A 24725-nucleotide genomic window follows, 5' to 3' on the forward strand; every position below is an offset into this window, starting at 1 on the left:
CTACCCAAACAGGGTCTGTTATGAAGTACTGGCGCAACGCCCCACCAATCGCTTTGTTAATGAAGAACTCTGTGGAACCAAAGTTCGTGATGAGGATTTCTTCAAGCAGGACGGTGCCTGGCCGGGGTTCTGCACCCGCATCTAAGCAGCGGTTTGCTCAAAAACCTGGACGTGGTCAGTGAAGTTCGTGGGGGTGGTCTTTCGAGTGGTCGTTAGAGGCAGATAGAAAGCAGGACGCCCGCAGTGAAGTTAACAGCGGGCGTCCGGCGGTGACGGTGGTCAGGGTTAGAAACTCTCCGAACCACCGTAGGAATCGTGCACCATGTTGGCAAAACGGGAGTAGTGACCCTGGAACGCAACCGCGATGGTCTTAGTGGGGCCGTTACGGTGCTTAGCCACAATCACGTCAGCCTCACCTGCACGCGTGGACTCTTTCTCGTAGTAGTCCTCACGGTGCAGAAGGATCACCATATCCGCATCTTGCTCTATGGATCCACTTTCGCGAAGATCTGAAACCTGCGGTTTCTTGTCCGTGCGCTGCTCTGAGCCACGGTTGAGCTGGGACAGGGCAATGACCGGCACCTCAAGCTCCTTAGCCATCAGCTTCAGAGCACGCGAGAACTCGGAGACTTCCTGCTGGCGCGACTCAACTTTCTTACCCGAGCTCATCAGCTGCAGGTAGTCCAGTACGATCAGCTTGAGGTTATTCTTCTGCTTCAGGCGGCGGGCCTTAGCGCGAATTTCCATGAGAGTCATGTTGGGTGAATCGTCGATAAAGAGAGGGGCGCTATCCATCTTGCCCATGGCGGTAGCAATTTTTGCCCACTGGTCATCGTCCAGCTTGCCCTTACGCAAATCAGATAGGTTGATACCTGCCTCAGCAGAAAGAATCTTCATCGCAATCTCATTGCGGCCCATTTCCAGGGAAAAGAAAACAGTGGTCATATTGTGCTTAATAGCCGCTGACCTGGCGATATCTAATGCGAATGTGGATTTGCCCATGGCCGGACGCGCCGCAATCACAATCATCTGGCCCGCCTGCAGACCGGCGGTGAGCTCATCAAATTCAATGAAACCGGTAGGCACACCGTGGATGCCACCGGCACGAGAACCGTTAGCTTCAATCTCATCGACAGTCGAGTTCATCGCCTCAGACAGCACCACATAATCTTCTTTGGTGTTATTGCCCGAGACACCGTAAATCTCAGCCTGCGCCTGGTTGACCAGATCCTCAGCTTCACCGTCACCGCTGTAGCCAATCTGCACAATTTTAGTGCCAGCCTCCACCAGACGGCGCAGCATGGCGCGCTCGGCCACAATTTCAGCGTAAAAACCAGCGTTAGCGGCTGTAGGGACGCTGGCGATCAGGCTGTGGAGATAGGCCGCACCGCCCACCCGGTTCAGCTCACCGCGTTTGGTCAGCTCATCGGCAACCGTAATTGCGTCAGCCGGTTCGCCGTGCCCGTAGAGGTGAATAATGGCCTCATAAATACTCTCGTGGGCAGGTTTATAGAAATCAGCACCGCCACCAATGACCTCAACAACGTCAGCGATAGCGTCCTTCGACAGCATCATGCCGCCCAGTACCGACTGTTCGGCGGTGTCATCGTGCGGTGGAGTACGAACAAACTCAGACTGGCTTTCAGACACGGCAAACCCCTTATAAACGATCTTTGATGAACCTCTATCATCTCACCTGACCCGCGAAAGTTCTCTACCCAAAAAGGTATAAAGGGTGCGCTTTTAACCCCTTTTTCTACCAAAGGATGTCGGCTGTTTGCACCAGGGTGAATATCAGCAAAGCCCAGCGCATCGCGTCGGGGAAGGCAGGCAAATCAGGGAGGGCATCAAATGCATCTTTCCTGATAAAATTAGGTTATAGTTTCTTCTAGGTTAGGTAAACCTTATACATCAGGAGAACCAATGAAGATTTCACGCACTCGCTTTTTGCAGCTCTCACTAGCTACTGCCACCGCTGGCCTACTCTCAGCCTGTTCCACCGGATCAGGCGATTCGGCGAATTCCACTGCACCGTCCGCAGATACCGGTGGTGAATACACCGTCAAGCATGCCTTCGGGAGCACAACCTTCAAGCAGGTTCCTCAGCATATTGCCGTGGTGCAACCCTGGAAGAACCCCGACATCCTGCTGGCCCTGGGGATTATTCCGGTGGGTGTTCCGCTGGTGAGCTGGGGTCAGAACAGTAATGACTCAACGGATTGGTTCGAAGCCAAGTTGACTGAGCTGGGTGGAAAACTTGATGACATCACCCGCTACTCAGAAACCGATGGGCCCAACTATGAAGAGCTGGCAAAACTTGATCCGGACGCCATTTTTGTGCCCTACGGCGATACTTCCCAGGAGGTTTATGACAAGCTGGCCGCAATTGCCCCGGTAGTCCCCGCCCCCGAGGGAGTAGGGGCTTATGAAACCAGCTGGCAGCAGTGCCTTGAAATGGCGGGTGCCATGCTACGCCGTGAGGACGATGCCGCTCAAGTCATCGAGAATACCGAAAAGCTGATAGCGCAGAAGGTCGAAGACTTCCCTACCATCAAGGGAGCTAGCTTTATGGCAGGTTACTTTGATGTGGAGCAGAACACCTTTGGCGCTTACACCTCCAAGGATTCCCGCCCTCAGTTCTTCGAATCGCTGGGCATGGTTAATGCACCCTACATTGTGGAACATGAGGCCGGGGCTGAATCCGTTTTCTTGAACATTTCTTCTGAGGTACTCGATACTGTAGAGTGCGATGTTCTATGGGCTTGGACTAATTCTTCCGATGAAGAAGCAGCAGTGCGCGAGAACAAGCTCTTTGCTCAGATGCCCGCTCTCAAAAACGACGCGGTAATTTTTGAATATGACAAGCACCCGGGGCTTGCCCTCTCCGCCGCCTCCCCGCTCTCGGTCGCCTGGATTCTTGAAGAAACTACTCTTTTGGAAAATCTAGCTGACGCAGTGGCACACACTCGCGCTGCCTAAGAACGGCGTTCAAATCTGCATCGAGGGCAGGGTGCATCAATGCCACAAAAAGCGCCCATTTCTTAGCGACCGGTGAGGTAGTCTCTGGCGATTGCCTCACCCAGTTGCTCCACAAAACGGCGCGGGTCAGCCAAGGACTCTTCGAGGCTGGCTCCGGCACCCACCACCGAATAGATATCATCAAAGCCCGCCTGCCTCCAGGCGTCCTCTTCTAGCTCGTTAAGCCCGCAGACGGCAAGCACCGTTTTCCCCTGTTCCTTAGCCTCCCGTGCCACCCCTGCGGGACCTTTTCCCTGCAAAGTTTGAGTATCCAGCTTGCCCTCCCCGGTAATGACGATGTCTGCTGCAGGCAATTTTTGGGTAAACCCAGTGAGTTCGAAACAGACCTCTGTGCCAGGGCGCATAGTAGCACCCAGCACCGATAGGCAGGCAAAGCCCAGCCCACCGGCAGCGCCCGCGCCGGGTACATCCGCATAAGTTCCACGTGAAACATTAAGCTCTTGCTCAACTGATATAGCTAGTTTTTGTAGATTTTGGTCGAGCAGGCTTACCTGTTCTTCACTGGCACCCTTCTGAGGCCCATAGACTGAGGCAGCTCCATTGCTGCCAGTCAGGGGGTTGGTGACATCACAGGCGACAAAGATTTGAACCTCATCTAACCGTGCGCCAAGACCGGAAAAATCCAGGACATCCAGAGACGCAAGAGCGCCACCGCCAGGGGTAAGCTCCTGCCCGTCCATATCCCTCAACGAGGCGCCCAATGCCTGCATGAGACCAGCACCGCCATCGGTAGTGGCAGATCCTCCCACACCAATAACCAGGGTTTTAGCGCCAATTCCCAGGGCGTGATGCACCAGTTCGCCAGCCCCGTAAGAGGTGGCATTCCATGTGTCCAGCTGGTGCTGACGTAGACGCCAAATACCCGCAGCTTCAGCGATTTCTATTACTGCGGTCAATGTTGTTTCATCAAAGGCATACCGAGCCTCAACCTGAGCTAGGCCCTCAATGGACGGGAGAGGGCCGGTCACCTGGCACGTCACCTCGGTGTACCCGGCAGCAAGAGCGGCGTCTACCGTACCGTCCCCGCCGTCGGCGATAGGGCAGATAACCGGGTTCAGCGACCTATCAATCCGTTTTATGCCGGCAGCTAGAGTTTCTGAAAGATCCTTGCCGCTGAGGGTCCCCTTGAATTTATCGACTGCTATTAGAACATCCATGCACCTCATTATGCCCGCTCACCAGCTATAGGTTAATGAGAAAACGCCCTGCCAACTGTACTGCCGGCAAGGCGTTTTCTACTACACACACATACACATGAAAGGACACTCATGCAAGAAACCTACGTTTCTTGAAGCTCTCTCGAACCTTGTACCTCAAGTATGGCAGGGGTGTTTGTGTGTCAGCATAAATCCACCTGTGCAGAAGCTATGAAACCAGTTTCAGCCCCACAATGCCCGAAATGATCATCAGCAAGAAGAGTATCTTGGCAAGAGAAACCGGTTCAGTCCCCGTTGCCATAGCGTAGAGAACGGTTACTGTGGCCCCAATTCCCACCCACACTGCATAGGCGGTGCCTGTAGGTAGCTCCCGCATCGCGTAGGCAAGACCCAGCATGCTGAGCACCAGACCCACCGCAAAAACCAGGGAAGGTGTGAGGCGTGTAAGACCCTCAGATTTCCCCAGGGCAGTTGCCCATACCGCTTCAAAAAGACCAGAAATGACGAGAATAAGCCAGTGCACGGCTACTCCTTACAGTAATAAGAAAGGTGAGTGGCCGTCGTGCTTTACTGCCAGCTCAGTAGCGGTGGCAGACCGGGTACGGCTCCCTCGTCCAGGCTCATTCAGTCTAGCAAGCCTTCATCTAGAGTGGAGATGAGGACGCTGAAGGGTACTGAGGTACCCACTGACGGACCAGCCCCTTCTTGCCATAAGATAGTCGTCGGTGAACCGCCTCAAAGGGCCCCTTCTTGCCCCTTGCTTCAAGCAGGCAAGCAAAGCCGAGGGTCAGTAGCCAGCCGCCGGTACCCACCAGCAAGAGTAGTCCGGCACCCGCATGTGCGAAAAGCCCCAGGGCAAAGGGCGCAAAAACGATTAAGAAGATAACGGACTGCAGCACATAGCCGGTCATCGAGCGACGCCCCAGAGCAGCTAGTGCCCACAGTGGAGCTGAGAGTTTTTGCCCGGTGTCCACTTTCTGCTGTGCACCGTTTAGCAACAGGGCAAGAAGAGCAATAAAGCCGGGTCCAGCAGCCGTACCCAGAGTCATGGTCAGCACCCCAAAGATACCGGTATCCAGCACACCAATTGCTTCAAGGCCCGCTGGGACGCCCGTGCCCACAGCAACCACTGCCCCAAAAGTAGCCGTCCAGACCAGCACTTTCCTATAGCGTGCAGGGTCAGCCAGCACACCCTCACGCGCAGCCACAAGACCAATAATGACCAAGGGTAAGAGTATAAAAGCTTGCACTGGGAAACCCAGTAGATTCATCAGCATCACGAGCAGACCGGTGAGCATGACCCTACCGTAGGTTTCAGAAGACCCCAGGAGCAGTTCTGCATCGACTGACGTTGAGAGCCAGTCACTCCCTAAAACTGAGGTCATGAACAGTGACCCCACCACGCCCATCAAACAGGTCATTGTGAACATGGATCCAGCTATCCACAGCAGGATTTTGGTACGTACGGTAATCAGGGTGATGAGAACAAGCCCCAACAAGCCATAGGTAACCATAATGTCGCCCCAGAAGAGAAAGACAGCGTGCAGAATACCAAAGACAGACAGCAAACCGTAACGTCGCGCCAGCACACCGCGGGCAGCACTCAGCGGATAACCTCGCCGATAAAGACTCATCGCAATGATTCCCAGGCCAAACCCCAGCAGAGTGGCAAACATCGGGAAGCCGCGGGAGTGAACAAAGGAGGTGGTAAACATGATGGCCAGGGCGTCCCACCAGCTGCCATTAACCACGCGCCCAGCAGTAGTCATTTGACCCCCGCCGATGACGACCCACGCAGTGGCAACATTTGCTATTGCAATGCCCCAGAGCATGACACCACGAGCGATATCAGGAACCACCATGCGCCGCTGACTTGCTGAAGCCGCTGATGGTGACGAAATTTGTGCTGGAGGTAGAGTGAACGTCTGGTCTTCCTCGGTGTGCATGACTGGTACCTTTCATAAAAATTATCCCCAGTCTATGGTGCTACCACAGGGGAGGACCTCCCCCACCAGAGGGAACCAGGAGGGGGATAATAAAAAAAATAAGAGCGGTGAGACCCCCATACCGGTCTCACCGCTCTTGTTCACAGGTTCAGCATTACCTGTTACTGAAGCACACACATTCGCTTCTTGATTCTTTCGAACCATTATCTCTATTTAACAGGCTTATGCTTATGCTTGCTTTGAAGTTAGCTGATAAGAAGCTGAGTGTTTTAAGAAGGTTTATTAGAAGAAAGTACCTATCAGAAAGAACCACAGCACCGGATTAGCCAGCAGAGAGACCACCAGCACGGCAAGAAACCAGCTGCCGTACCGTGAATACCGGATAAGTCCCGTGAGGGCTAGAATAAACGCCACGGTTGCTGCCAGCACGCTAACAATCATAAACCCCAAGAAAGTAGCTAACACAGTGGACGGCGAACCAACATTGACAGTAAATGCTAAGACCAAGCTAAGAACAGCAACTCCTTCAGTCACCGCAGCAGCAATCAACATCTGGGTGCTCGGCGCTTTGCGTGGTCTAGGAGCAACTTTAGTAGAAGAAGGCATATCCTCTAGCATGCCAAACTCAACTCAAAACACCCAATTTCACCCTCAGTAGATGAGCTGTCTCGAAAAGAGCGCAGATAAAACAAAACACCCCGGCTTCCACTAAGGGTTCCGGGGTGTCTTCTGAAGCCTAAGCGTGAAGCCTAGTAACTACTCGTAGAGTAATTACGCAGCTACAACGTCCAGTTCAACGTTGGCAACAACGTCTTCGTGCAGACGCACGGTGACGGTGTATGAGCCGGTGCGCTTAATAGCGGAACCGAGGTTGATGGTGCGCTTGTCAACATCACCTGCGCCAGCTGCTGCAATAGCGTCAGCAACGTGCTCAGCCTTGACGGCGCCAAAGAGGCGGCCGTCAGCGCCAGCCTTGTGGGAAACAACAACGTGCTTGCCAGCAAGAGCTGCAGCAGTTGCCTTTGCGTCCTCAAGGTTAGCCTTTACGCGTGCTGCACGAGCTGCACGGATTGACTCAACCTGACGCTCGCCGCCAACAGTCCAGGTGACCGCGAAGCCGCGGGGCAGCAGGTAGTTACGGGCGTAACCGTTCTTTACGGTAACGACATCGCCAGCAGCACCGAGACCGGTGACTTCCTGAGTAAGAATGATCTTAGCCATGTTCTTCTACTTTCCTTCTCTTCTTAGCGGCCTGAGCCGGAGTAGGGCAGCAGTGCAACTTCGCGTGCGTTCTTGATTGCCAGAGCAATCTTGCGCTGTTCCTGAACGGTTACGCCAGTAACGCGACGAGCACGGATCTTGCCGCGATCAGAGATGAACTTACGCAGAAGTGCGACGTCCTTGTAATCGATTACGGTGACGTCTGCAGCCTTGAGCGGGTTCTGCTTGGGTTTGGGCTTACGGAGTTCAGCCTTAGCCATCGTGGTGCTCCTTCTTGGTTGGGAGCCCGCGGGATGAGCCGCGGGATGGTGGATAAATTTTCTTGGTGTGAAGGGGGCGCTAGGAGCGTTCCTCTAAACGCTGAGTTTAGAAGGGCGGCTCGTCGTCAGCGCCGCTACCCCAGTCGTAGTTACCGCCGGACTGGGCGCCCCAGGGATCAGCCTGAGGTGCCGGTGACTGCGGTGCGGCGGCAGGAGCTGCCTGCGGTGCATTCTGCTGCTGTTGAGCAGGTGCGCCGTAGCCACCCTGACCGCCCTGCTGCTGGCCGTAGCCAGCATTGGAGTAGCCGTTGCCGCCAGAGAATCCGCCCTGAGCGCCAGCGTTGAAGCCGCCGCCCTGGTTAAAGTCAGATCCGCCGCCAAAACCGCCAGCACCGCCACCGAAGTTACCCCCGGAGTTACGCTGATTGCGGTTGACGTTGGCTGACGCGAAGCGGAGTGAGGGACCGATTTCTTCGATCTCAAGCTCCATGCTGGTACGGCGTTCGCCTTCTTTAGTTTCGTACGAGCGAGACTTCAAACGGCCCTGCGCAATAACGCGCATGCCCTTCTTGAGGGTCTCGGCGACGTTCTCTGCAGCTTCACGCCACACTGAAGCGCGCAAAAAGAGGGTTTCGCCCTCTTTCCACTCGCCCGATGCGCGGTCGAAGTTGCGGGGAGTCGATGCGATCGTGAAGTTTGCTACCGCTGCCCCGTTGGGGGTGAAGCGTAGCTCAGGATCGCCGGTCAGGTTACCGATAACGGTAATGACGGTATCGCCAGCCATGTGATGCCTCCAGTCGTAAGATTTTGTTCAAATAAGTGTCGTGCTTCTGAGTATTACACGGGGGTCTGACATTTTAGTGACCTATCCGTAAAAATTTCAGAAGGGTAAGAGACTTACTTGGCTGAGACCTTCTGATCTTCCGGGCGGATGATCTTGGTGCGCATAACGGATTCGTTCAGGTTAAGAACGCGGTCCAGCTCTGCTGCAGTCTCGGGGGTTGCGGTGAAGTTAACTACTGCGTAGATGCCTTCAGCCTTCTTCTGGATTTCGTATGCCAGACGGCGGCGGCCCCAGATGTCCATATTGTCAACGGTGCCGTTGTCCTTGGTAATGATTTCAAGGAACTTGGAGAGGGTGGGCTCTACAGCCTTGTCCTCTACCTCAGGGTTGAGGATAACCATCAGTTCGTATGCACGCATGATTGAACCCCTCCTTTGGGCTAAGCGGCTATGGGATTTCCATAGCAGGAGATTACGTACGGCCTGGCGCAAACGGGGATTGGCCGAGTGCGGCACAGACTCGCTTAATCTTACAGGAGTGCGAGGCTTTTGGGCAGGTGTGGCACAGTTTTTTGGGTGTAGCTCACAGCACCTTTACCGCAACATGCGGAGGGTCTAGTAGCCGCGCTGACGTGCCAGTGAATTGATGAAACCAATACGGATGGGCATGGTGAAGAGATCCCAGATAAACATCAACACAATTGGCACGTAGGCTATCCAGAAAACAACCGGAAGGAGAGCAAAGAGTCCGCCGGCGACCAGGTTGAGCACAATGTAGGTGATACCCATAAAAGGCTGGCGCAGGTAGAACTTGTGGGCACCCAGCCACCAGAAGAAAATCAGCAAAAGGTAGGCAACCACCGCCGACTTAGCCTGAACGATATATACCGGCTGGCCTTGGGCAAAGCTCTGCGCACGACCTCCATTATTGAGAGGGGTGGGGCGGTAGTGTTCGGGTTGACCGGTCATGGGCTCCTGCCTTAGTTGCACCTAGAGAGTTTCGGCGTATTTCTGAAGGGTAGATTTAGCGGCATCTTCACTGGTGATAGCTTGCAGCAGGGCAGCTTCGCTCTCTTCGCTACCGCCCAGACCAACGCTAATGTCAGCGTGGCTTCCATTCGAGACTACCTCAGCACTGATGTAAAAATTGATGGTTTCTCGCTGGGCTTTACCATCAGCCAGGTAGGTGACTTCAAAGGTTGCCGGCCTGTAGCGGCTAGCTCGCCAGGTGTCTGCCCGCTGGTCGTTCTGCACCAGAAAAAAGACGGGGCGATTAATTAGTCTCCACTGGACATCAGTGATGGTAGCGGTGCTATCACTACCGTACGTTTCACTGGTGGGGCAACTTTCAACGTTCAACCGCCGAGCACTTTCGCAGCGCTCCAACCACGATTCAATGATTGTATTGGTTTCTTCCCACATGCGAGGAGATGGCCTCAGAACAAGGTCGACCGGTTGAAGATTAGAGCCCTGCCCGGGCAACGGGGCGGTAATAGTTGGCGGGTTAACGAGCCTGTAGTAGGAGTTATCCGGAAGGCTAAAGGAGTAGTCACCCGGGGGTAAGGGGATATTCCACTGAAACCCAGTCTCAGATTTTACCCGGCGGCTAGCTGGCAAACTCACCGAGGTTTGGTTGATATTCAGGTTATTGAGCGCAACCGGTGCCTGGAGGGTGAGAGCTTTGTAGGTGGGGGCAGAGAATTCCCACAGATCATTGAAGGGGCCGGTGCGAGTAGCTAATTTTAGCGGTAGAGAAAGATCCTGTTGCTGCCCACCAACAGAGACTTCCGCGTACACCGTGGCATACTCACCGCCGGTAGAGGTAGACCCTAAAAGAGTGAAATCTTCAATGCGTCCTTCAGCAGCGGAATAGGCTGAGTTAGAAAGGTAGGTGTGATCAAAGGAGCTATAGGCTGAGCGGTCTAGTCCGGAAACATAGTTGCCCTCTTTTAAGGCTGAGAGGTACCGCTCGGCAGTGTCCTCAGGAGTATGTGGCAGAGAGTAATAGTTGCCCACGGCCGCAACGAACGCTGCGAACAAAGAGAGGAGAACAACAGTAATGCTGAGTCTGCGGCGGACACTGCGAGAGTCCTTCTGGGTGAGAACCCCAGCGGCTTTGCCGGAAAGTTCCCCCACATGGCCGGGGATCCTGGTCATCAACTCCAGAGAGGTGGTTAAGGGCTCCCTCACGTGAGGCGAGCGTGAACGCTTCACAGCGCGGGCTAACCACTGCACGCTGTCCTTCTTTTTTTGCCCCATGAATCTATCCTAAGGGAAGATATCTAGCTCTACGGTTTTAAGCGGAGCTATTACCGCCTGGCTGAACCAGGCCGGACTCATAAGCAAAGACAGCTACCTGAACACGGTCTCTTAGGTTTAGTTTAGAAAGGACGGACCTAACATGACTCTTTACCGTTGCTTCAGAGACAAAGAACTTCTGAGCGATCTCGGTATTAGATAAACCGCAAGCAATAGCAAGCACGGTATCTTTCTCTCGTGGAGTCAGCAAAGCCACTTCTTTTGAATATAACGGATCAGGTATATAGAAACCGACCTTTTTGGTCTTGGTAAATTCTTCGATTAGTCGGGCTGTCATACGAGGGGCCACAATCGAATCCCCCTTAACCACAGACTGCACCGCCTTCACCAGCTCTTCTGGTTGTGCATCCTTCAGCAAGAAGGCACTTGCACCGGCTCGCAAACCTGCAAAAGCATACTCATCGATATCGAAAGTCGTTAAGATAATGACCTTTGCAGAGGTACTTCGACAAATGTGACCGGTAGCTTCAATTCCGTTCATGACCGGCATGCGCACGTCCATCAGCACAACATCGGGTTGAAGCTGGCGGGCGAATTCTAAACCCTGCTCGCCATCTGCTGCTTCGCCCACAATATCGATTCCGGCACCCTCTAACACCAGGCGGAAGCCCAGGCGAATGAGCGGCTGATCATCAACCAGGAGAACTCGCAGGTTTGTAGCATCAGACATGTTTACGGTCTTTCTATAGCTTCTTACTCTGTATGAGGAAACCTTGCTGAGAGCACCGTCGGTTGCCACACGAGGTGGACACGAGTGGTCCACCCTCCTAGATCATTTCTTCCAGCATCCACACTACCTTCGTAGAAGGCAGCGCGTTCGCGTATCCCAGCAAGGCCCTTACCTGACCCAAGGTTATTCGAGGGGGTGGGTATACCTTCAGGGGCGGTACTGCCGTTATCGATCACGCTCACTTCGATGTGCGGCAAGTGAACCCTTACGCTCACCCTCACCAGTGAAGCATCTTTGGCGTAGCGCAGGGCATTAGTGAGGGACTCTTGCACGATACGGTAGACACTCAGTCTCAGATTGTTGTCGGCGGGCAGTTCTTCCCCTTCATAGTCAAAGGTGACCGGCAGACCCGTAGCAGCGAACGAGCTCACCAAGTCTTCAAGGTTCTCTCGAGCATCAGCAGATCTACCTTCGGCCGGCAAAAGGTTAAGTTCTTGCCCGTCAGGATTGCGCAAAACGCCCAGGGTTCGTCTCATATCTGCAAGGGCGGATCGGCCCGTATTCGAAAGTTCTAAGAGCACCTCTTCAGCCCGGGCGCGGTCCCGCTGCCCAACGATTCTTGCACCATCAGCCAGAGTAATCATTACCGTCAGAGAATGCGCCACCACATCGTGCATTTCGCGGGCAATACGGTTTCGCTCTTCACTGGCAGCCAGCACCTGAGTCTGTTCGAAACGCTCGATTACTTGACGGTCGAACTCATTATTTTTATGAGCAAAACGCCCCATCATGACAATCACCAGATTAAAGGCTAGACCAAGAGCAACCATCAAACCCAGCGTAATAACAGTTGCTACCGGACTTTCATCCACACTCGTTGACGACACTTCTAACGAAGTATCGGTGTAAATAAAGAGGATATTTCCCAGGACATATGCCACCACTGATATACAGTAGCCCGCGACGGTCTTAGGTAAACTGGACTCAGCTGCGAGGGTGTAAAGAAAAATCATGGACGTAAACCCGGTCAGTATGTAACTACTGTGGAGATTTACCGTTAGTCCGTATAAAAATTCTGTGAAGGTGGATACCACCAGTAGCGTCAGCGGTATTTTTTTACGCCAAAAGATACTGATACCAAAAGCTAGATTACTCACACAGAGTATAGCCACGTACCAAGCGGCAGGAGACTCCTGGGGGATGGCACTAATCATCAAGAGAAATGCTGTGAGTACCAGGTTCAGTACTAGGAGCAACCAGTTGGTGCCTCGTGGATGGGTTTTGCGCCACCGGCTGAAGCGGCTCCAGCGCATAGCAATGAGGCGTTGCCCCTCTGAACGAAGGGCAACGCTCTGATCAACCGTCTGGTGATTCACTGCTGAAGACTACCTTTATTTAGAGTCGGTCAGCGCCAACCGCACCCACCCCAATAGAGCAGGTACCAGGCACCACACCGAAAGCCAGAGGCCGGCTTCAAGATTGGTGATGGCTGCATCATCAGCAACTCCTACAGCAGTGAAGGTTTGCCCCAGTGACATGGGCAGGTAGGGAACGAAGTCCCGAATCATTTCAGATGCCCCAGCAACCATATTCAGGGCGATACTCAGAATGAACATGACGACGACCACCAGAACGATACCGCCAGCATTGTTACGCAGCAGCGTGCCGAATCCCAGACCCATCCAGCTCATGAGCATGCAGTAAAGACCCACTGCTACCCAGTTACTCACGACATCACCGTTGACGGTCACGGCCTCGGTGATACCGCTATCGAGGAGCAATTGAGCTACTCCATAACTCAGGGCGGCTGAAATAAAGCCGATGAAGAAGGTCCAGAAGGAAACCACCAGAAGCTTCGCCAGGTAGGTGGCAGTACGGCGGGGAACAGTCGTCAGGGTGGTGTTAATCTGCCGGCTCGCGTATTCCGAACCGATAAAAACAACGGCGATAGAGGCCACCAGCATGGAGCCAAACATCATGCCCGAATCGCCAATCCCACGAGCGTAGTTATAGACGTCATCAACGGTCAGACCGGCGACAGGGGCTGCACCTGCTGCTACGGCTTCCTGGGCCGCCAGAGCACTTTCGTACATCTGGTTGATAACAACAGCGAACATAGCTCCCATGCCCACCATAATGAGCAGGGTAACCGCTAGCATAATCCAGTTAGTGGCAAGAGTGCGGAATTTGATGGCTTCACCGCGCACAGCACCCCAGAAGGTGAGTTTGTGGGAAGAGAAGTTGGCGGACACCTGGGCGGTTTCCGCCGATAGGGTTGCAGTAGTCATGGTTAGTTCTCCTTATCTACGGTTGCGCCCCAGGGGGTGCCGGCGGCAATTCCAGGTGTCGGTTGTCCAGCAAACTCTCCCGACTGGTATTCGACCTCATCACGGGTCATGTTCATGTAGACCTCTTCCAGGGTGGCAATCTGCGGGATAATCTCGTGCAGTAAAACCCCGGCGTCCACACCCAGGCGGGCAATATCGCGGGTAGGAGCCTGGACCAGCAGCCCATCGGTTTCTACCGCATCAAAAGCCACGGAGCGTTCTTTAAGGCGGTGAGCAAAGTCATCTCGCTCATCGGTGCGTACCAGTACACGGTCGTTGCTAGCCAGCGCTAAGAAATCCTGCATAGAGCTGTTTGCCAGAATGCGGCCGCGTCCAATCACCACCAAATCATCGGCGGTCTGGGACATCTCGCTCATCAAGTGCGAGGAAATCAGCACGCATGTGCCTTGGGACGCCAGGTGCCGGGCAAGGTTGCGCACCCAAATAACACCCTCGGGGTCAAGACCGTTCACCGGCTCATCCAATATAACGTTCTGGGGGTTACCCAGCAGAGCCGCAGCAATGCCCAACCGCTGGCCCATACCTAGAGAAAAGCCGCGCACCTTTTTACTGGCAACATTGTTCAGACCGGTCATTTCAATGACCTCATCTGCGCGGGACGCTGGTAGCCCGTGGGTGACTGCCAGCGAGCGCAGGTGGGCGCGTCCACTACGGCCCGGGTGCATAGCCTTAGCATCCAGCAACGCACCGACGCTGGTCAGTGGGCTGAGAAGGGAGCGGTAGTTTTTACCGTCGATCAGTGCGGTGCCACTGGTGGGTTTCTCAAGACCCAGCAGTAGGCGCATGGTGGTTGATTTGCCGGCACCGTTGGGGCCAAGAAAACCTGTAACCCTGCCGTCGGGTACGGTGAAACTAATGCCGTCTACAGCGGCTTTGTTCCCGTATTGTTTGGTGAGGTTACGAACTTCTAACATGCGTTCTCTCCTAGTGGGTCGTGTTCTTCTTTCACCACTAACACTAGGAGCAACCGTCTGCTGCCACATCAGCCCAGGGATTGAGTTCGCCGTATTTTTCTAGTCCCTGAGGATGATATTTACCCCTTGGCGTCGGTAAAGGTAAACCGGAACCAGCCCAGGAGCGCGGGCACTAGAGCCCAAACACCCAGCCAGATTCCTGCCTCTAGGTTGTTGATGTTGGCGTCCTCGGGTAGACCTACGGTGGTCATGGTTTCACCCAGGTTAATGGGCAGGTAGGGCTGGAAGTCAGCCACCCAGTCCGCTGTTTCAGCGAGCAAACCAAAGACGATGGTTGAGATGAACATGAGCACCACTACCATCACAATCCCGCCGGCGTTGTTGCGCAGGATGGCGCCGAACCCTAGGCCCATCCAACTCATAAGCAGGCAGTAGAGCCCTACTCCCAGCCAGTTAAGGACGGTGGGCGTGCCTACCGACAGCTGTTCTGAAATACCGGGGTCTAGTACCGGCTGAGCCACAAAATAGCCGGCGACCGCTGAGATGACACCGACCAGAAAACTCCAGACTGAGAGCACCAGGAGCTTAGATATATAGATGGACGAGCGGCGCGGCACCGCGGTCATGGTGCTGTGAATCTGCCGGGTGGCGTACTCAGCACCGATAAAGACCACGGCAATGGAGGCAATGAGCATGGAGCCGAACATCATGCCCACTCCACCAATGCTTCGAGTCATATCTAGCACCTGATCCACGGTGAAGGAATATTCGGGGCGCACCTGGGGTGAGGGGCCACCGGCTTCTAGCGTTGCTTGGGTCTCGAGAGCACGCTGATAGAAACGGTTGAGCGCGGTAGCGTAGGCAGCAGACATGCCGATCATGATGGCAATGGTTAGCAGGAGCATGACCCAGTTGGTTGCCAGGGTGCGAAATTTTAGGGACTCAGACCGCAGCGTGCCAAAGAAGCTGAGTTTATAGGATCGTTTCGGGGCGGTGGGCAGGGTTGTGCTGGTCATGGTTATTGTTCCTTTGTCTCTTTACCTGCCCAGGGGGATGGAGCATCCGCTTCCGCAGCGCCGGAATCTGCGGAGGTTTTGAAGGTGCCAGACTGGTATTCCACCTCATTGCGGGTCATGTTCATATAGACGTCTTCTAGGGTGGCAATCTGCGGGGTTAGCTCGTGCAGTAGAACCCCAGCGTCCACACCCAGGCGAGCAATATCGCGGGAGGGTGCCTGAACCAGCAGCCCGTCAGTGTCTACCGGTTCAAAGGTGATGCTGCGGGCGGTCAGGGTTTCAGCAAAGACTTCTCGCTGGTCGGTGTGGACCAGGGATCGGGAATTATCTGCCAGCGCCAGAAAGTCAGGCATGGAGCTGTTAGCAAGGATTTTGCCGCGCCCAATGACTATCAGGTCATCGGCTGTCTGGGACATCTCGCTCATGAGGTGTGAAGAAATCAGCACGCATTTGCCCTGGGATGCCAGGTGCCGGGCAAGGTTACGCACCCAGATGACTCCCTCGGGGTCAAGACCGTTTACCGGCTCGTCCAGAATAATGTTCTGGGGGTCGCCCAGTAGAGATGCGGCAATGCCCATGCGCTGGCCCATGCCCAGAGAAAAGCCCCGCACTTTCTTACGGGCAGCGGTGGTTAGACCGGTGAGCTCAATGACCTCATCCACCCGGCGGGTGGGGATACCGTGGGTTAGAGCCAGCGAGCGCAAGTGAGCACGCCCACTACGGCCCGGGTGCATGGCCTTAGCGTCCAGTAGCGCGCCGACACTGGTCAGCGGGCTAACCAAAGACCGGTACTTTTGCCCGTCAACCAGAGCCATACCGTTCGTCGGCTTTTCGAGCCCCACCAGCATGCGCATGGTGGTGGATTTACCTGCGCCGTTAGGCCCTAGAAAACCCGTAACCCTGCCATCGGGCACCGTGAAGGTGATGTCATTGACGGCGGTCTTATCACCGTACTTCTTGATGAGGTTACGGACCTCTAACATGGGGGCTCCCACTCTTTGTCTGCGTTTACTCTTGTCTCTACCCTACGCAAGGTGGCCCCTCCTTGAGCGGAGGAACACCTTACAAAGCCAACACTGTCAAAAATGGCTTAGAGACCCTGCTCAGCTGCCCATTTCTTGAGTCGTCGGGTGGCTTCTTCCTCACCCAGAGAACCTTCATCCAGGCGCAGGTTCAGCAGAAAATTATAGGCCTGCCCCACCATGGGGCCGGGTTTCAGGCCCAAAATTTCCATGATCTGTTGGCCGTCCAGGTCGGGGCGCATGGCATCCAGCTCTTCTTGTTCAGCTAGCTCAGTGATACGGCGTTCCAAATCACCGTAAGCTGCGGCAATGCGATTAGCCTTGCGCTTATTGCGGGTGGTGACATCTGCACGGGTCAAGCGGTGCAGGCGCTCTAGTAGATCACCGGCGTCCCGCACGTAGCGGCGTACTGCCGAGTCGCTCCACCCTGCTTCTCCGTAGCCGTAGAAGCGCATGTGCAGCTCAACCAAGCGGGCAACTGCCTTGATGGTGTCATTATCAAAGCGCAGCGCTCGCATACGTTTCTTGGTGAGCTTGGCACCCACCACGTCGTGGTGCAGAAAGCTGACTGAGCCGTTGTCCTCAAACTTACGCGTGGCAGGCTTGCCAATATCGTGCATTAGAGCGGCAAAGCGCAACACGAAGTCGGGGGCTGGCACGGCACCATCCGCACCGGTCTCTTGGGCAGCTGCCTGTTCCATTACGGTGAGGGAGTGCTGGTAGACATCCTTATGGCGGTAGTGTTCGTCAGCTTCAAGTTTTAGCGCCGGAATTTCGGGCAGGACGTAGGCGGCCAGACCCGATTCAACCAGAAGATCCACGCCGCGGCGGGGTGCCTGGGCGCAGATGAGTTTTACCAGTTCGTCCCGCACGCGCTCGGCAGAAATAATTTCAATACGCTCTGCCATATCGACCATGGCTTCAAAAACTTCGGGAGCCAAGTCAATATCCAGGCGCGCAGCAAAGCGAGCGGCACGCATCATGCGCAGGGGATCATCAGAGAAGGACGCCTGGGGTGTGCCCGGCGTGCGGATAATACCGGTGCGCAGGTCAGCCTCACCACCAAAAGGGTCCACTAATTCTAAGGACGGTAGGCGCAGAGCCATGGAATTGATGGTGAAGTCTCGTCGGAAGAGATCGTCCACCAGATCAGTGCCGAAAGCGACCTCAGGTTTGCGGGAATTAGCGTCATACTTCTCAGCACGGTAGGTAGTAATTTCTACCATCTCGTTACCCTTACGGATGCCAATAGTGCCGTATTCTTTACCGATTTCCCAGGTAGCGTCAGCCCATCCCCCCACAATAGCCAGCGTCTGGTCAGGACTGGCGTTGGTAGTGAAATCAAGATCCACGGCAGTCTCCCCCAAGAAGAGATCTCGCACCGGGCCTCCGACCAGGGATAACTCAAACCCGGCAGCAGCAAAGAGCTCTCCAGCTTCTAGAGCAACGGGGTGAATTAAGGAAGTATCAAAAACATGCGCCATAACCCTATCAATCGTGCCAGCAAACCGCACAAGTTACCACTCACACCTCCCTCTTTAGAACATCCCCCTCTTATATCGGTTAAGGTAGAGACATGACTTTTCCTATTCCCCGGGCACCTAAGAGACGAGCGTTCACGCCCGTTGCTGCCATGCCCACGGTTGAGGAGGTCTCCGCGGGCGGTGTCATCGTCAACTTCGATGAGCCCGGTTTACCCGTGGCAATCATTGCTCGCATCAACCGCGGTGGACGCCTAGAATGGTGTCTCCCCAAGGGCCATCCCGAGGGGGAAGAGAGCCGAGTTCAAGCGGCAGCACGTGAGATTGAAGAGGAAACCGGTATCTCCGGGGAGGTCATCACCTCCCTAGGTAGCATCGACTATTGGTTCAATGTTTCTGGTCACCGCGTCCATAAAACCGTTCACCACTTCTTGTTCTCCGCCACCGGCGGTGAGCTCACCACCGAGAATGATCCCGACCATGAAGCCGTGGACGTCGCTTGGGTCAACATTGATGATGTGGGGCGCAAACTTTCCTTCCCCAACGAACGGCGTATCGCTGACATCGCCCGCGAGTACATCATCCACCAGCTGTCTTAAGCTGCATTGAGTAGATAAGGATTTCGTGTGGCACGATCCGGTGCTTTTTCTAGCGCTATCATGGCAGCCGGCACCCTCGTATCGAGGGTACTGGGGTTCGTTAAGACCTTCCTGATTACCGTCGCTCTCGGTGCAACTACCACCGTAGGTGACATTTTTGAAACCGCTAACACCCTGCCCAACCTTATTTATGTGCTGGTAGCGGGCGGCATTTTTAATGCTGTGCTGGTGCCACAGATTATTAAGGCAGCCAAGCATGATGACGGCGGTTCTGATTTCATTTCGCGCCTGGTAACTCTGGCAGTGTGCGGTATTGCCGCGGTGACGGCCGTGGTGGTTATCTGCGCTATGCCCATCATTTCAATCATGGGTAGTGAATGGAGCCCGGAACAACAGCGTTTCGGCTTCATCTTCGCCCTCTGGTGTTTCCCCCAGATTTTCTTCTACGGTCTCTACACCATCATCGGTCAGGTGCTCAATGCTCGCGGGGCCTTTGGCTGGTTTATGTGGGCACCGGTAGTCAATAACATTGTGGCTATCGCTGCGCTCATCATCTTCATTACTTCATTTGGTGCTCAGGACGTTACCACCACCCCACCCTTCCACAACCTCACCTCATGGACCAGCGCGCAGACCATCGTGTTGGCAGGTAGCGCCACGCTTGGCGTGGCTTTACAAGCCCTGATTCTCTTTATCCCCCTGCGCAAGCTGGGTTTGAACCTGCGCCCCAAGTTTGGCTGGCGCGGTATCGGCCTGGGATCAGCAGCTAACCTGGCGGTATGGACGCTGTCCACCGGCGTGGTCTCTAACCTTGCTTTCATGTATCTCACCAAGGTAGCTGCAAACATCGTCGGCGCACGCGAAAGACTGATGGATTTGGGTATCCAGCTTCCCGGTGTGCAGGCACTCAACTATTCCTCCATGCTCTATTCACTGCCCCACGGCGTGATTGGTCTGTCAATCGCCACGGTTCTCTTCAACCGCATGTCTGCCTCATCTCAAGAAAAAGATCATCAAGCAGTAGGCGCGGCACTATCTGCCGGTCTGCGCACCGCTTCCATTGCCACAGTCTTTTGCGCCGTAGCGCTCGTTGTTTTTGCAGGCCCTATTGGCATGATCTTTGGCGGCGGCGGACAGCAAGCGGGTGCGGTCATCGGCCAGACCATCGCCGTTATTGCTTTAGGCGGCCCTTTCCTCACCATCGCCTTTATGATGGGGCGTGTCTTTTACTCGCAGGAGGACGCCAAAACCCCCTTCTACATTCAGCTCATCTCGGCAATCGTCATCGTTGCTCTTGGCTTCGCGGCCTCCTGCCTAGCCCCACAGCACACCATCTATGGGTTGGCGCTGACTTACGCACTGCAAAATATCCTGGCGGTCTATCTAAGCCACCGCGTCCTAGCGAAGCGTCTGGGTGACTACGGTATCGCTGATATCGTCTCAACTCATGCCCGCGTTGCCTTCGCCTCAGCTGCTGCTGGTCTGGTGGGCGCTACAGCTCTCTACCTGATGGGTGGTTACAGTTTTGATGGGTTTGCCTGGAGCTCACGCGGTTCTGCCTTCATTACGGTAGCAGTGGGAGGAGTCGTCATGACTATCGCCTACTATGCCATGTTGCTACTCTTCAAGGTGAGAGAACTAGAAACACTTACTGCACCAATCCTGGCAAAACTTGGCCGGTAGCACACATCAATAACCACTACCCACCGGGTAAACTCAGTAAACAGACATCACGAACGCTCACTGGAGGCACCTTTTGGCACAGCAGATCCCTTTGCATACGCTGCTGGGTGACCGTTATAAGGTCACCGCCCGCGTACTTGAAACCGCAGACGGTGACACCATCCTTGACGGTGTTGATCAGATTCTTAACCGCAAGGTATCCATCGTTGTGGCCTCTGCAGAGCACAGCTCACGGTTGGTGGCAAATGCACGCCAGTCCCCTTCCCTTTCTCGTTCATCGGTGCAGATTCTTGATCTAGGCAATATCGAGGCACGGACCTACCTGGTGACTTCCCACGCTCGTGCAGATACCTTGCTTGCTACGCTTCTCACCGAGGGTGGGGGTGAAGCGGAAGAATTCGGTGAAGAAATCTTCGGTGACACCGGCACTATGAGCGCCCCCAATACGTATGTGGTAGCCAAAGATGCCACATCTCCGGCTGCCGGGGCTGGGGCAGCAGCCGCTACGTCTATCTCAGCTACCCGTGCAGCAGAGCCTGAAACAGAGTATGAAGAATACGATGCGGAAGAAGACGGTTATTACGAAGGTGATGAACCGGCTGAACGTAACGGTGGCATGTGGGCTGTGGGTATCGCAGCGGTACTGGTCTTGGTGATTGGGGCCGGTGCAGTGTTCACTTCGCTAGGTAACATGGTGAACCCAACTGAAACTCGGGAGGCGCTGGGGAGCACCCAGACATCGACCTCAGCTTCACAGACTCCTCAGCAAACGGGCTCCCCCTCACCTTCCGCTACCGAAGAAAAGGAACCTGCAACTCCCCGACTGGACGGTAGTTTCACCCGCACGGTACCTTCGTCCACCGCGCTTATGGCTGAGTCTGACGCAACGCTGGGGCGCCTTACAGATGGCGATGAAACAAGCACCTGGGTTTCTCTCGCTTTTGGCTCAGCTAACTTCGGTGGTCTCACCGATTCCTTCTACCTCTCCGCACCCCTACTCGATGAGACCACGGTCAATTCGCTAACTATTAATCAGGTATCCGGCACTGGCGGTGCCTTCAATGTTTTCGCTTCTGACAACGCTTCTATTGAGGGATCTCAGCAGATTGGCTCTGGCACCTTTGCCGCTACCGGTGAAACCACTGTTGAACTAGATACGGATGCTCAGGACGGAGACACTAAGTACATCATCATCCAGTTCACCGAAGCACCCAGGTTAGCCCAACCCATTGTTCAGGGCTATCCTTTCGGTCTGCGTCTTGCAGAAATTTCCGTTAAATAATCAACTCTTTCTAGTTGTTTACAGCAACTAAGAACCTCCCACCGGGGGCGGGTTACCTGCGGGTAGCCCGCCCCCGGTTCGTCCAAAGAAATATATAAGGATCGATCTTTATCATCACTTGCGGGCATATCGAGGTGTTAAGACTGCAGCAGAGTTTCCGCTCACTGATATAGATGCCCGGTGTAGGGAATAATGAGGAGTAGAGCTCCGTTGCAGTAGAAAGCAACGAAGAAAAGTGAATTTCTCAGGAGAACATATGAGCGAGAATGCACTCGGCAGCATTTTTAGCGGCGCAGCAAACAGCCTTAACCTTGGCACCACCGCAGCCAGCGAACCCGCATCAGAGCCTAACGGCGACGGCACTGTACACAATGTCATCATTGTAGGCTCAGGCCCTGCCGGCTACACAGCAGCTATTTACACAGCCCGCGCTAACCTTTCCCCTCTTCTTTTCGCCTCTTCCATTTCACCCGGTGGCGATCTTATGACTACGACCGAGGTTGAAAACTTTCCCGGCTTCATTGAGGGAATCCAGGGCCCTGAGCTCATGACTAATATAGGGGCTCAGGCAGAACGATTCGGTGCCGATATCCGCTACGAGGACGTCGCCTCGGTTGAGCTCGAGGGACCGGTAAAAAAGGTCATACTGACCGATGGTTCAGTGTTCCTCGCTAAGACGGTCATTATGTCTACTGGCTCTGAATACCGCAAGCTGGGTGTCGACGGGGAGCAGCGTCTCTCAGGCCACGGTGTGTCATGGTGTGCAACCTGTGACGGCTTCTTCTTTAAAGAAAAAGCATTGGCTGTTATCGGCGGTGGAGACTCAGCTTTTGAAGAAGCACTCTTCCTCACTTCTTTTGCTTCCAAAGTTTACCTAGTACACCGCCGCGACACTTTCCGTGCTTCAGACATCATGCAGAAGCGTGCACTGACCCACGAAAAAATTGAAATCATCCTGGACTCCGAAGTTAAAACCATTAACGGTGAGGACAAGGTTTCCAGCCTTACCCTGACCAACGTCAAGACCGGGACGGAAACCCAGCTAGAAGTAGAAGGTGTCTTTGTTGCTATTGGCTCTGACCCCCGCACCGACCTGGTCAAGGACCAGCTGGAGCTAAGTGATGCCGGAACTATCGCAGTCCAAGGCCGTTCTTCCCGCACCTCTATCGATGGTGTCTTCGCTGCTGGAGACGTTATTGACCCCATTTACCGCCAGGCTATTACCGCAGCCGGTTCAGGTTGTGTTGCAGCAATCGATGCTCAGCATTACCTAGAGTCTCTCTAAATCTTCCCTCAGTTTCCCTTTAGAAAGGATCGCCCCATGGCACAGCAAGTAACAGATGCAACCTTCTCAGATGAGGTTCTACGCTCTGATAAGCCGGTTATCGTTGATTTCTGGGCAGAGTGGTGCGGCCCCTGCCGCATGGTTGGCCCCATCGTTGATCAAATTGGCGAGGAGTACGGCGACAAGGTCAAGGTACTCAAGCTGGACGTTGAGAACAACCCTGCAACCGCCATGAAGTATGGCATCACTTCCATCCCGGCAATTTATGTTTTCAAGGACGGTGAGGTAGCTAAGCAGACCGTTGGCGCTAAGCCTAAGGCCGCTTTGGAACAGGAATTTGCAGAGTTCCTTAAATAAAATAGTATTTGCAATACAAGAGAGGCGCCCCGGCTCAGCCGGGGCGCCTCTCTGCCGATTGAGACCGCAAGGTTTATTCGTAAATAGCATACCGTGAACAAGCACGGTGGTAGCAAGCTACCCTTCTCTGCAGAGTTTCACGTGAAACATCGTTTTTCTGCGATGTACCCCTGCCTTACTCCTCGCCGCTCAACGCTTCTTTAGGCGAAATGTTCCTGGCAACCGTATTAGCTACCCTAGCTGACCACAGCAAGAGTGAGATTGTGGCGATGTACCCTAGGGCAGTCAGAGCAAAAGCTGCAGTGAATTGCTGAACTAAACACAGAATCACTGCACAAAAGAGCAAGAAAAACCCTAACCAAGCAGCCAAGGAAACCAATGGCGCAGCCGCTTCATGCCCCTTTCTCCATGCCTGATCACTGGCAAGGGTGTACTTTGTCTTGATGCCGATCAGTGAGTTTCTGGAAAGCTGACCTGTTTTCATGGGCAATTTCAACCCCATCATGGTCAACGAAACGATAAATAATCCACCCATGATGGGCAGGGTATCTACAAGATTCATGTATCCATATCCTTATCAGGTTTTCTCTCTAGATATTTTCTGAATTTTCTAACAATAACCAAGTGCGATGGAAACGCCCGCCTAAGAGCTATATATAACTCTGAATTCTTCAAATATTATTTCTGATTGATCCGTAAATTCCTGCCCAAAATCTTGAGCTATTTCTTTAAAGAATTTTAATTGTTTGGTTTGCCAGGACTTGAGGTTGTCATCTTCACCTTCCTTGGAGCAGAGAGCAAAATTCATTTCACTAAAGGGCAGCTTTTGAACGGCGTGAGTTTCAATGATGCAGCCAGGTTGGCCATGTCCATCAAGAACAATGGATAAAGAACCCCGCTCTGGCATTGGTGTTTTAGTAGCTTCATATTCAATCACAGCAGAGGAGGTTGCAGTCTTGTCTCCGGCAAGAATCAAACTCAGCAGGTGAGCAGCCTGGATCGGGTTTGAACCAAAAGAAAAAGCGCCATAACAGTCTGTAGTTAATGACAGCCCGGAGGCTCCTAGAAATCTCTTCCAGTAGTTTTGCACATGCGGTTCCATGTCGCCCTTTCAGAGTAAACACATAAATACATTTTTTGACGATAGAAAAATAGCTGAAAACTTAGTAAAGGCTTGAATCTTATCTGTAATACAACCCTTTCAGCATGAGAACTTTCTGATGTTTCACGTGAAACACGCATTCAACGATTATTATAAGGGAAGCTGCCGGGATCATATTTAAGAGAAGCTGCATCATTAGAATTGAAGTGTGGTTTATTAACGCGAGAGACAGTACCTGATG

General features: G+C 53.9%; 27 protein-coding genes. 6 read left to right on the plus strand and 21 right to left on the minus strand.

The genetic code is table 11. The features are described from left to right. Both VVR27_RS10430 and dnaB read right to left on the minus strand, forming a co-directional pair. On the minus strand, positions 1–109 hold a 109-nt coding region (locus VVR27_RS10430), incomplete at its 3' end, for a DNA alkylation repair protein (RefSeq protein WP_368548376.1). Between the two features lie 176 nt (positions 110–285). Next, positions 286–1650: a replicative DNA helicase gene (dnaB, locus tag VVR27_RS10435; protein ID WP_368548311.1), complete on the minus strand. Its 1365-nt coding sequence runs from the start codon at positions 1648–1650 to the stop codon at positions 286–288. A 273-nt stretch (positions 1651–1923) separates the two neighbouring features. Between dnaB and VVR27_RS10440 the strand changes: the two genes are divergently transcribed. Beyond that, entirely contained in the window at positions 1924–2979 is a 1056-nt protein-coding gene (locus VVR27_RS10440) for an ABC transporter substrate-binding protein (RefSeq protein WP_368548312.1), read from the plus strand. Between the two features lie 62 nt (positions 2980–3041). Here VVR27_RS10440 and VVR27_RS10445 read toward each other — a convergent pair whose 3' ends face one another. From VVR27_RS10445 to VVR27_RS10525, 17 genes are all read right to left on the minus strand, one after another. Beyond that, positions 3042–4196: a glycerate kinase gene (locus tag VVR27_RS10445; RefSeq protein ID WP_368548313.1), complete on the minus strand. Its 1155-nt coding sequence runs from the start codon at positions 4194–4196 to the stop codon at positions 3042–3044. Between the two features lie 208 nt (positions 4197–4404). Then, positions 4405–4719, minus strand: coding sequence for a multidrug efflux SMR transporter (locus VVR27_RS10450; protein WP_346872053.1), 315 nt, complete (start codon positions 4717–4719; stop codon positions 4405–4407). A gap of 121 nt (positions 4720–4840) precedes the next feature. Beyond that, on the minus strand, positions 4841–6142 hold the full coding sequence (locus VVR27_RS10455; protein WP_368548315.1) for a DUF418 domain-containing protein: 1302 nt from the start codon (positions 6140–6142) through the stop codon (positions 4841–4843). Positions 6143–6424: 282 nt separating this feature from the next. Next, the gene (locus tag VVR27_RS10460) at positions 6425–6748 is read right to left on the minus strand and encodes a hypothetical protein (protein WP_368548316.1); all 324 of its coding nucleotides are present in this window, start codon (positions 6746–6748) and stop codon (positions 6425–6427) included. A 165-nt stretch (positions 6749–6913) separates the two neighbouring features. Beyond that, the gene (gene rplI, locus VVR27_RS10465; protein ID WP_251380532.1) at positions 6914–7363 is read right to left on the minus strand and encodes a 50S ribosomal protein L9; all 450 of its coding nucleotides are present in this window, start codon (positions 7361–7363) and stop codon (positions 6914–6916) included. Positions 7364–7386: 23 nt separating this feature from the next. Further along, positions 7387–7623 (minus strand): 30S ribosomal protein S18, encoded by a 237-nt coding sequence (rpsR, locus tag VVR27_RS10470; RefSeq protein ID WP_237203746.1) that lies wholly within the window; start codon positions 7621–7623, stop codon positions 7387–7389. A 106-nt stretch (positions 7624–7729) separates the two neighbouring features. Continuing rightward, the gene (locus VVR27_RS10475; RefSeq protein WP_346872050.1) at positions 7730–8407 is read right to left on the minus strand and encodes a single-stranded DNA-binding protein; all 678 of its coding nucleotides are present in this window, start codon (positions 8405–8407) and stop codon (positions 7730–7732) included. Positions 8408–8520: 113 nt separating this feature from the next. Beyond that, positions 8521–8826 (minus strand): 30S ribosomal protein S6, encoded by a 306-nt coding sequence (rpsF, locus tag VVR27_RS10480; protein WP_251380530.1) that lies wholly within the window; start codon positions 8824–8826, stop codon positions 8521–8523. Between the two features lie 195 nt (positions 8827–9021). Further along, a complete protein-coding gene (locus tag VVR27_RS10485; RefSeq protein WP_368548317.1) occupies positions 9022–9375 on the minus strand; it encodes a TM2 domain-containing protein in 354 nt (117 codons plus the stop codon). A gap of 21 nt (positions 9376–9396) precedes the next feature. After that, entirely contained in the window at positions 9397–10665 is a 1269-nt protein-coding gene (locus tag VVR27_RS10490) for a hypothetical protein (protein WP_368548318.1), read from the minus strand. A 37-nt stretch (positions 10666–10702) separates the two neighbouring features. Next, positions 10703–11395, minus strand: a complete 693-nt coding sequence (locus VVR27_RS10495; protein WP_368548319.1) for a response regulator — start codon at positions 11393–11395, stop codon at positions 10703–10705. Between the two features lie 23 nt (positions 11396–11418). Next, the gene (locus VVR27_RS10500; protein WP_368548320.1) at positions 11419–12771 is read right to left on the minus strand and encodes a sensor histidine kinase; all 1353 of its coding nucleotides are present in this window, start codon (positions 12769–12771) and stop codon (positions 11419–11421) included. A 15-nt stretch (positions 12772–12786) separates the two neighbouring features. Continuing rightward, positions 12787–13683 (minus strand): hypothetical protein, encoded by an 897-nt coding sequence (locus VVR27_RS10505; RefSeq protein ID WP_368548321.1) that lies wholly within the window; start codon positions 13681–13683, stop codon positions 12787–12789. Positions 13684–13685: 2 nt separating this feature from the next. Then, entirely contained in the window at positions 13686–14657 is a 972-nt protein-coding gene (locus VVR27_RS10510) for an ABC transporter ATP-binding protein (RefSeq protein ID WP_368548322.1), read from the minus strand. Between the two features lie 119 nt (positions 14658–14776). Then, positions 14777–15673: an ABC transporter permease gene (locus VVR27_RS10515; protein WP_368548323.1), complete on the minus strand. Its 897-nt coding sequence runs from the start codon at positions 15671–15673 to the stop codon at positions 14777–14779. Between the two features lie 2 nt (positions 15674–15675). Further along, on the minus strand, positions 15676–16656 hold the full coding sequence (locus VVR27_RS10520) for an ABC transporter ATP-binding protein (RefSeq protein WP_368548324.1): 981 nt from the start codon (positions 16654–16656) through the stop codon (positions 15676–15678). A gap of 107 nt (positions 16657–16763) precedes the next feature. After that, positions 16764–18179, minus strand: coding sequence for a CCA tRNA nucleotidyltransferase (locus VVR27_RS10525; RefSeq protein ID WP_368548325.1), 1416 nt, complete (start codon positions 18177–18179; stop codon positions 16764–16766). 92 nt (positions 18180–18271) lie between these two features. Here VVR27_RS10525 and VVR27_RS10530 point away from each other — a divergent pair, with 92 nt between their 5' ends. The 5 genes from VVR27_RS10530 (at position 18272) to trxA (ending at position 23382) form a co-directional block, all read left to right on the plus strand. Next, positions 18272–18775 (plus strand): NUDIX hydrolase, encoded by a 504-nt coding sequence (locus VVR27_RS10530; RefSeq protein WP_251380520.1) that lies wholly within the window; start codon positions 18272–18274, stop codon positions 18773–18775. Positions 18776–18802: 27 nt separating this feature from the next. After that, entirely contained in the window at positions 18803–20458 is a 1656-nt protein-coding gene (gene murJ / locus VVR27_RS10535) for a murein biosynthesis integral membrane protein MurJ (RefSeq protein ID WP_368548326.1), read from the plus strand. Between the two features lie 73 nt (positions 20459–20531). Further along, on the plus strand, positions 20532–21740 hold the full coding sequence (locus VVR27_RS10540; protein WP_368548327.1) for a serine/threonine protein kinase: 1209 nt from the start codon (positions 20532–20534) through the stop codon (positions 21738–21740). Between the two features lie 256 nt (positions 21741–21996). Next, a complete protein-coding gene (gene trxB, locus VVR27_RS10545; RefSeq protein ID WP_368548328.1) occupies positions 21997–23025 on the plus strand; it encodes a thioredoxin-disulfide reductase in 1029 nt (342 codons plus the stop codon). A gap of 36 nt (positions 23026–23061) precedes the next feature. After that, positions 23062–23382: a thioredoxin gene (gene trxA / locus VVR27_RS10550; RefSeq protein WP_346872037.1), complete on the plus strand. Its 321-nt coding sequence runs from the start codon at positions 23062–23064 to the stop codon at positions 23380–23382. 175 nt (positions 23383–23557) lie between these two features. On the opposite strand, the gene VVR27_RS10555 is transcribed toward trxA, so the two are convergent. Together VVR27_RS10555 and VVR27_RS10560 are read right to left on the minus strand one after the other, a co-directional pair. Further along, complete coding sequence (locus VVR27_RS10555; RefSeq protein ID WP_368548329.1) at positions 23558–23944, minus strand: SdpI family protein; 387 nt, start codon at positions 23942–23944, stop codon at positions 23558–23560. A gap of 81 nt (positions 23945–24025) precedes the next feature. Next, positions 24026–24472 carry an ASCH domain-containing protein gene (locus VVR27_RS10560; protein ID WP_368548330.1) on the minus strand — a complete coding sequence of 149 codons (447 nt, stop codon included), beginning with the start codon at positions 24470–24472 and terminating at the stop codon, positions 24026–24028. Positions 24473–24725 lie beyond the last annotated feature (253 nt).

It is taken from the genome of Rothia sp. LK2492 (genome assembly GCF_040946345.1).
GTDB classification, from domain to species: domain Bacteria; phylum Actinomycetota; class Actinomycetes; order Actinomycetales; family Micrococcaceae; genus Rothia; species Rothia endophytica.

Coding starts and splice junctions, on each gene's coding strand:
- VVR27_RS10490 (WP_368548318.1), bottom strand. CDS start 10,665: ATGGGGCAAAAAAAGAAGGACAGCGTGCAGTGGTTAGCCCGCGCTGTG.
- rplI (WP_251380532.1), bottom strand. CDS start 7,363: ATGGCTAAGATCATTCTTACTCAGGAAGTCACCGGTCTCGGTGCTGCT.
- VVR27_RS10475 (WP_346872050.1), bottom strand. CDS start 8,407: ATGGCTGGCGATACCGTCATTACCGTTATCGGTAACCTGACCGGCGAT.
- VVR27_RS10515 (WP_368548323.1), bottom strand. CDS start 15,673: ATGACCAGCACAACCCTGCCCACCGCCCCGAAACGATCCTATAAACTC.
- VVR27_RS10440 (WP_368548312.1), top strand. CDS start 1,924: ATGAAGATTTCACGCACTCGCTTTTTGCAGCTCTCACTAGCTACTGCC.
- VVR27_RS10485 (WP_368548317.1), bottom strand. CDS start 9,375: ATGACCGGTCAACCCGAACACTACCGCCCCACCCCTCTCAATAATGGA.
- VVR27_RS10510 (WP_368548322.1), bottom strand. CDS start 14,657: ATGTTAGAAGTTCGTAACCTCACCAAACAATACGGGAACAAAGCCGCT.
- rpsF (WP_251380530.1), bottom strand. CDS start 8,826: ATGCGTGCATACGAACTGATGGTTATCCTCAACCCTGAGGTAGAGGAC.
- VVR27_RS10495 (WP_368548319.1), bottom strand. CDS start 11,395: ATGTCTGATGCTACAAACCTGCGAGTTCTCCTGGTTGATGATCAGCCG.
- VVR27_RS10520 (WP_368548324.1), bottom strand. CDS start 16,656: ATGTTAGAGGTCCGTAACCTCATCAAGAAGTACGGTGATAAGACCGCC.
- VVR27_RS10505 (WP_368548321.1), bottom strand. CDS start 13,683: ATGACTACTGCAACCCTATCGGCGGAAACCGCCCAGGTGTCCGCCAAC.
- VVR27_RS10445 (WP_368548313.1), bottom strand. CDS start 4,196: ATGGATGTTCTAATAGCAGTCGATAAATTCAAGGGGACCCTCAGCGGC.
- trxB (WP_368548328.1), top strand. CDS start 21,997: ATGAGCGAGAATGCACTCGGCAGCATTTTTAGCGGCGCAGCAAACAGC.
- VVR27_RS10460 (WP_368548316.1), bottom strand. CDS start 6,748: ATGCCTTCTTCTACTAAAGTTGCTCCTAGACCACGCAAAGCGCCGAGC.
- VVR27_RS10525 (WP_368548325.1), bottom strand. CDS start 18,179: ATGGCGCATGTTTTTGATACTTCCTTAATTCACCCCGTTGCTCTAGAA.
- trxA (WP_346872037.1), top strand. CDS start 23,062: ATGGCACAGCAAGTAACAGATGCAACCTTCTCAGATGAGGTTCTACGC.
- VVR27_RS10455 (WP_368548315.1), bottom strand. CDS start 6,142: ATGCACACCGAGGAAGACCAGACGTTCACTCTACCTCCAGCACAAATT.
- rpsR (WP_237203746.1), bottom strand. CDS start 7,623: ATGGCTAAGGCTGAACTCCGTAAGCCCAAACCCAAGCAGAACCCGCTC.
- VVR27_RS10530 (WP_251380520.1), top strand. CDS start 18,272: ATGACTTTTCCTATTCCCCGGGCACCTAAGAGACGAGCGTTCACGCCC.
- VVR27_RS10555 (WP_368548329.1), bottom strand. CDS start 23,944: ATGAATCTTGTAGATACCCTGCCCATCATGGGTGGATTATTTATCGTT.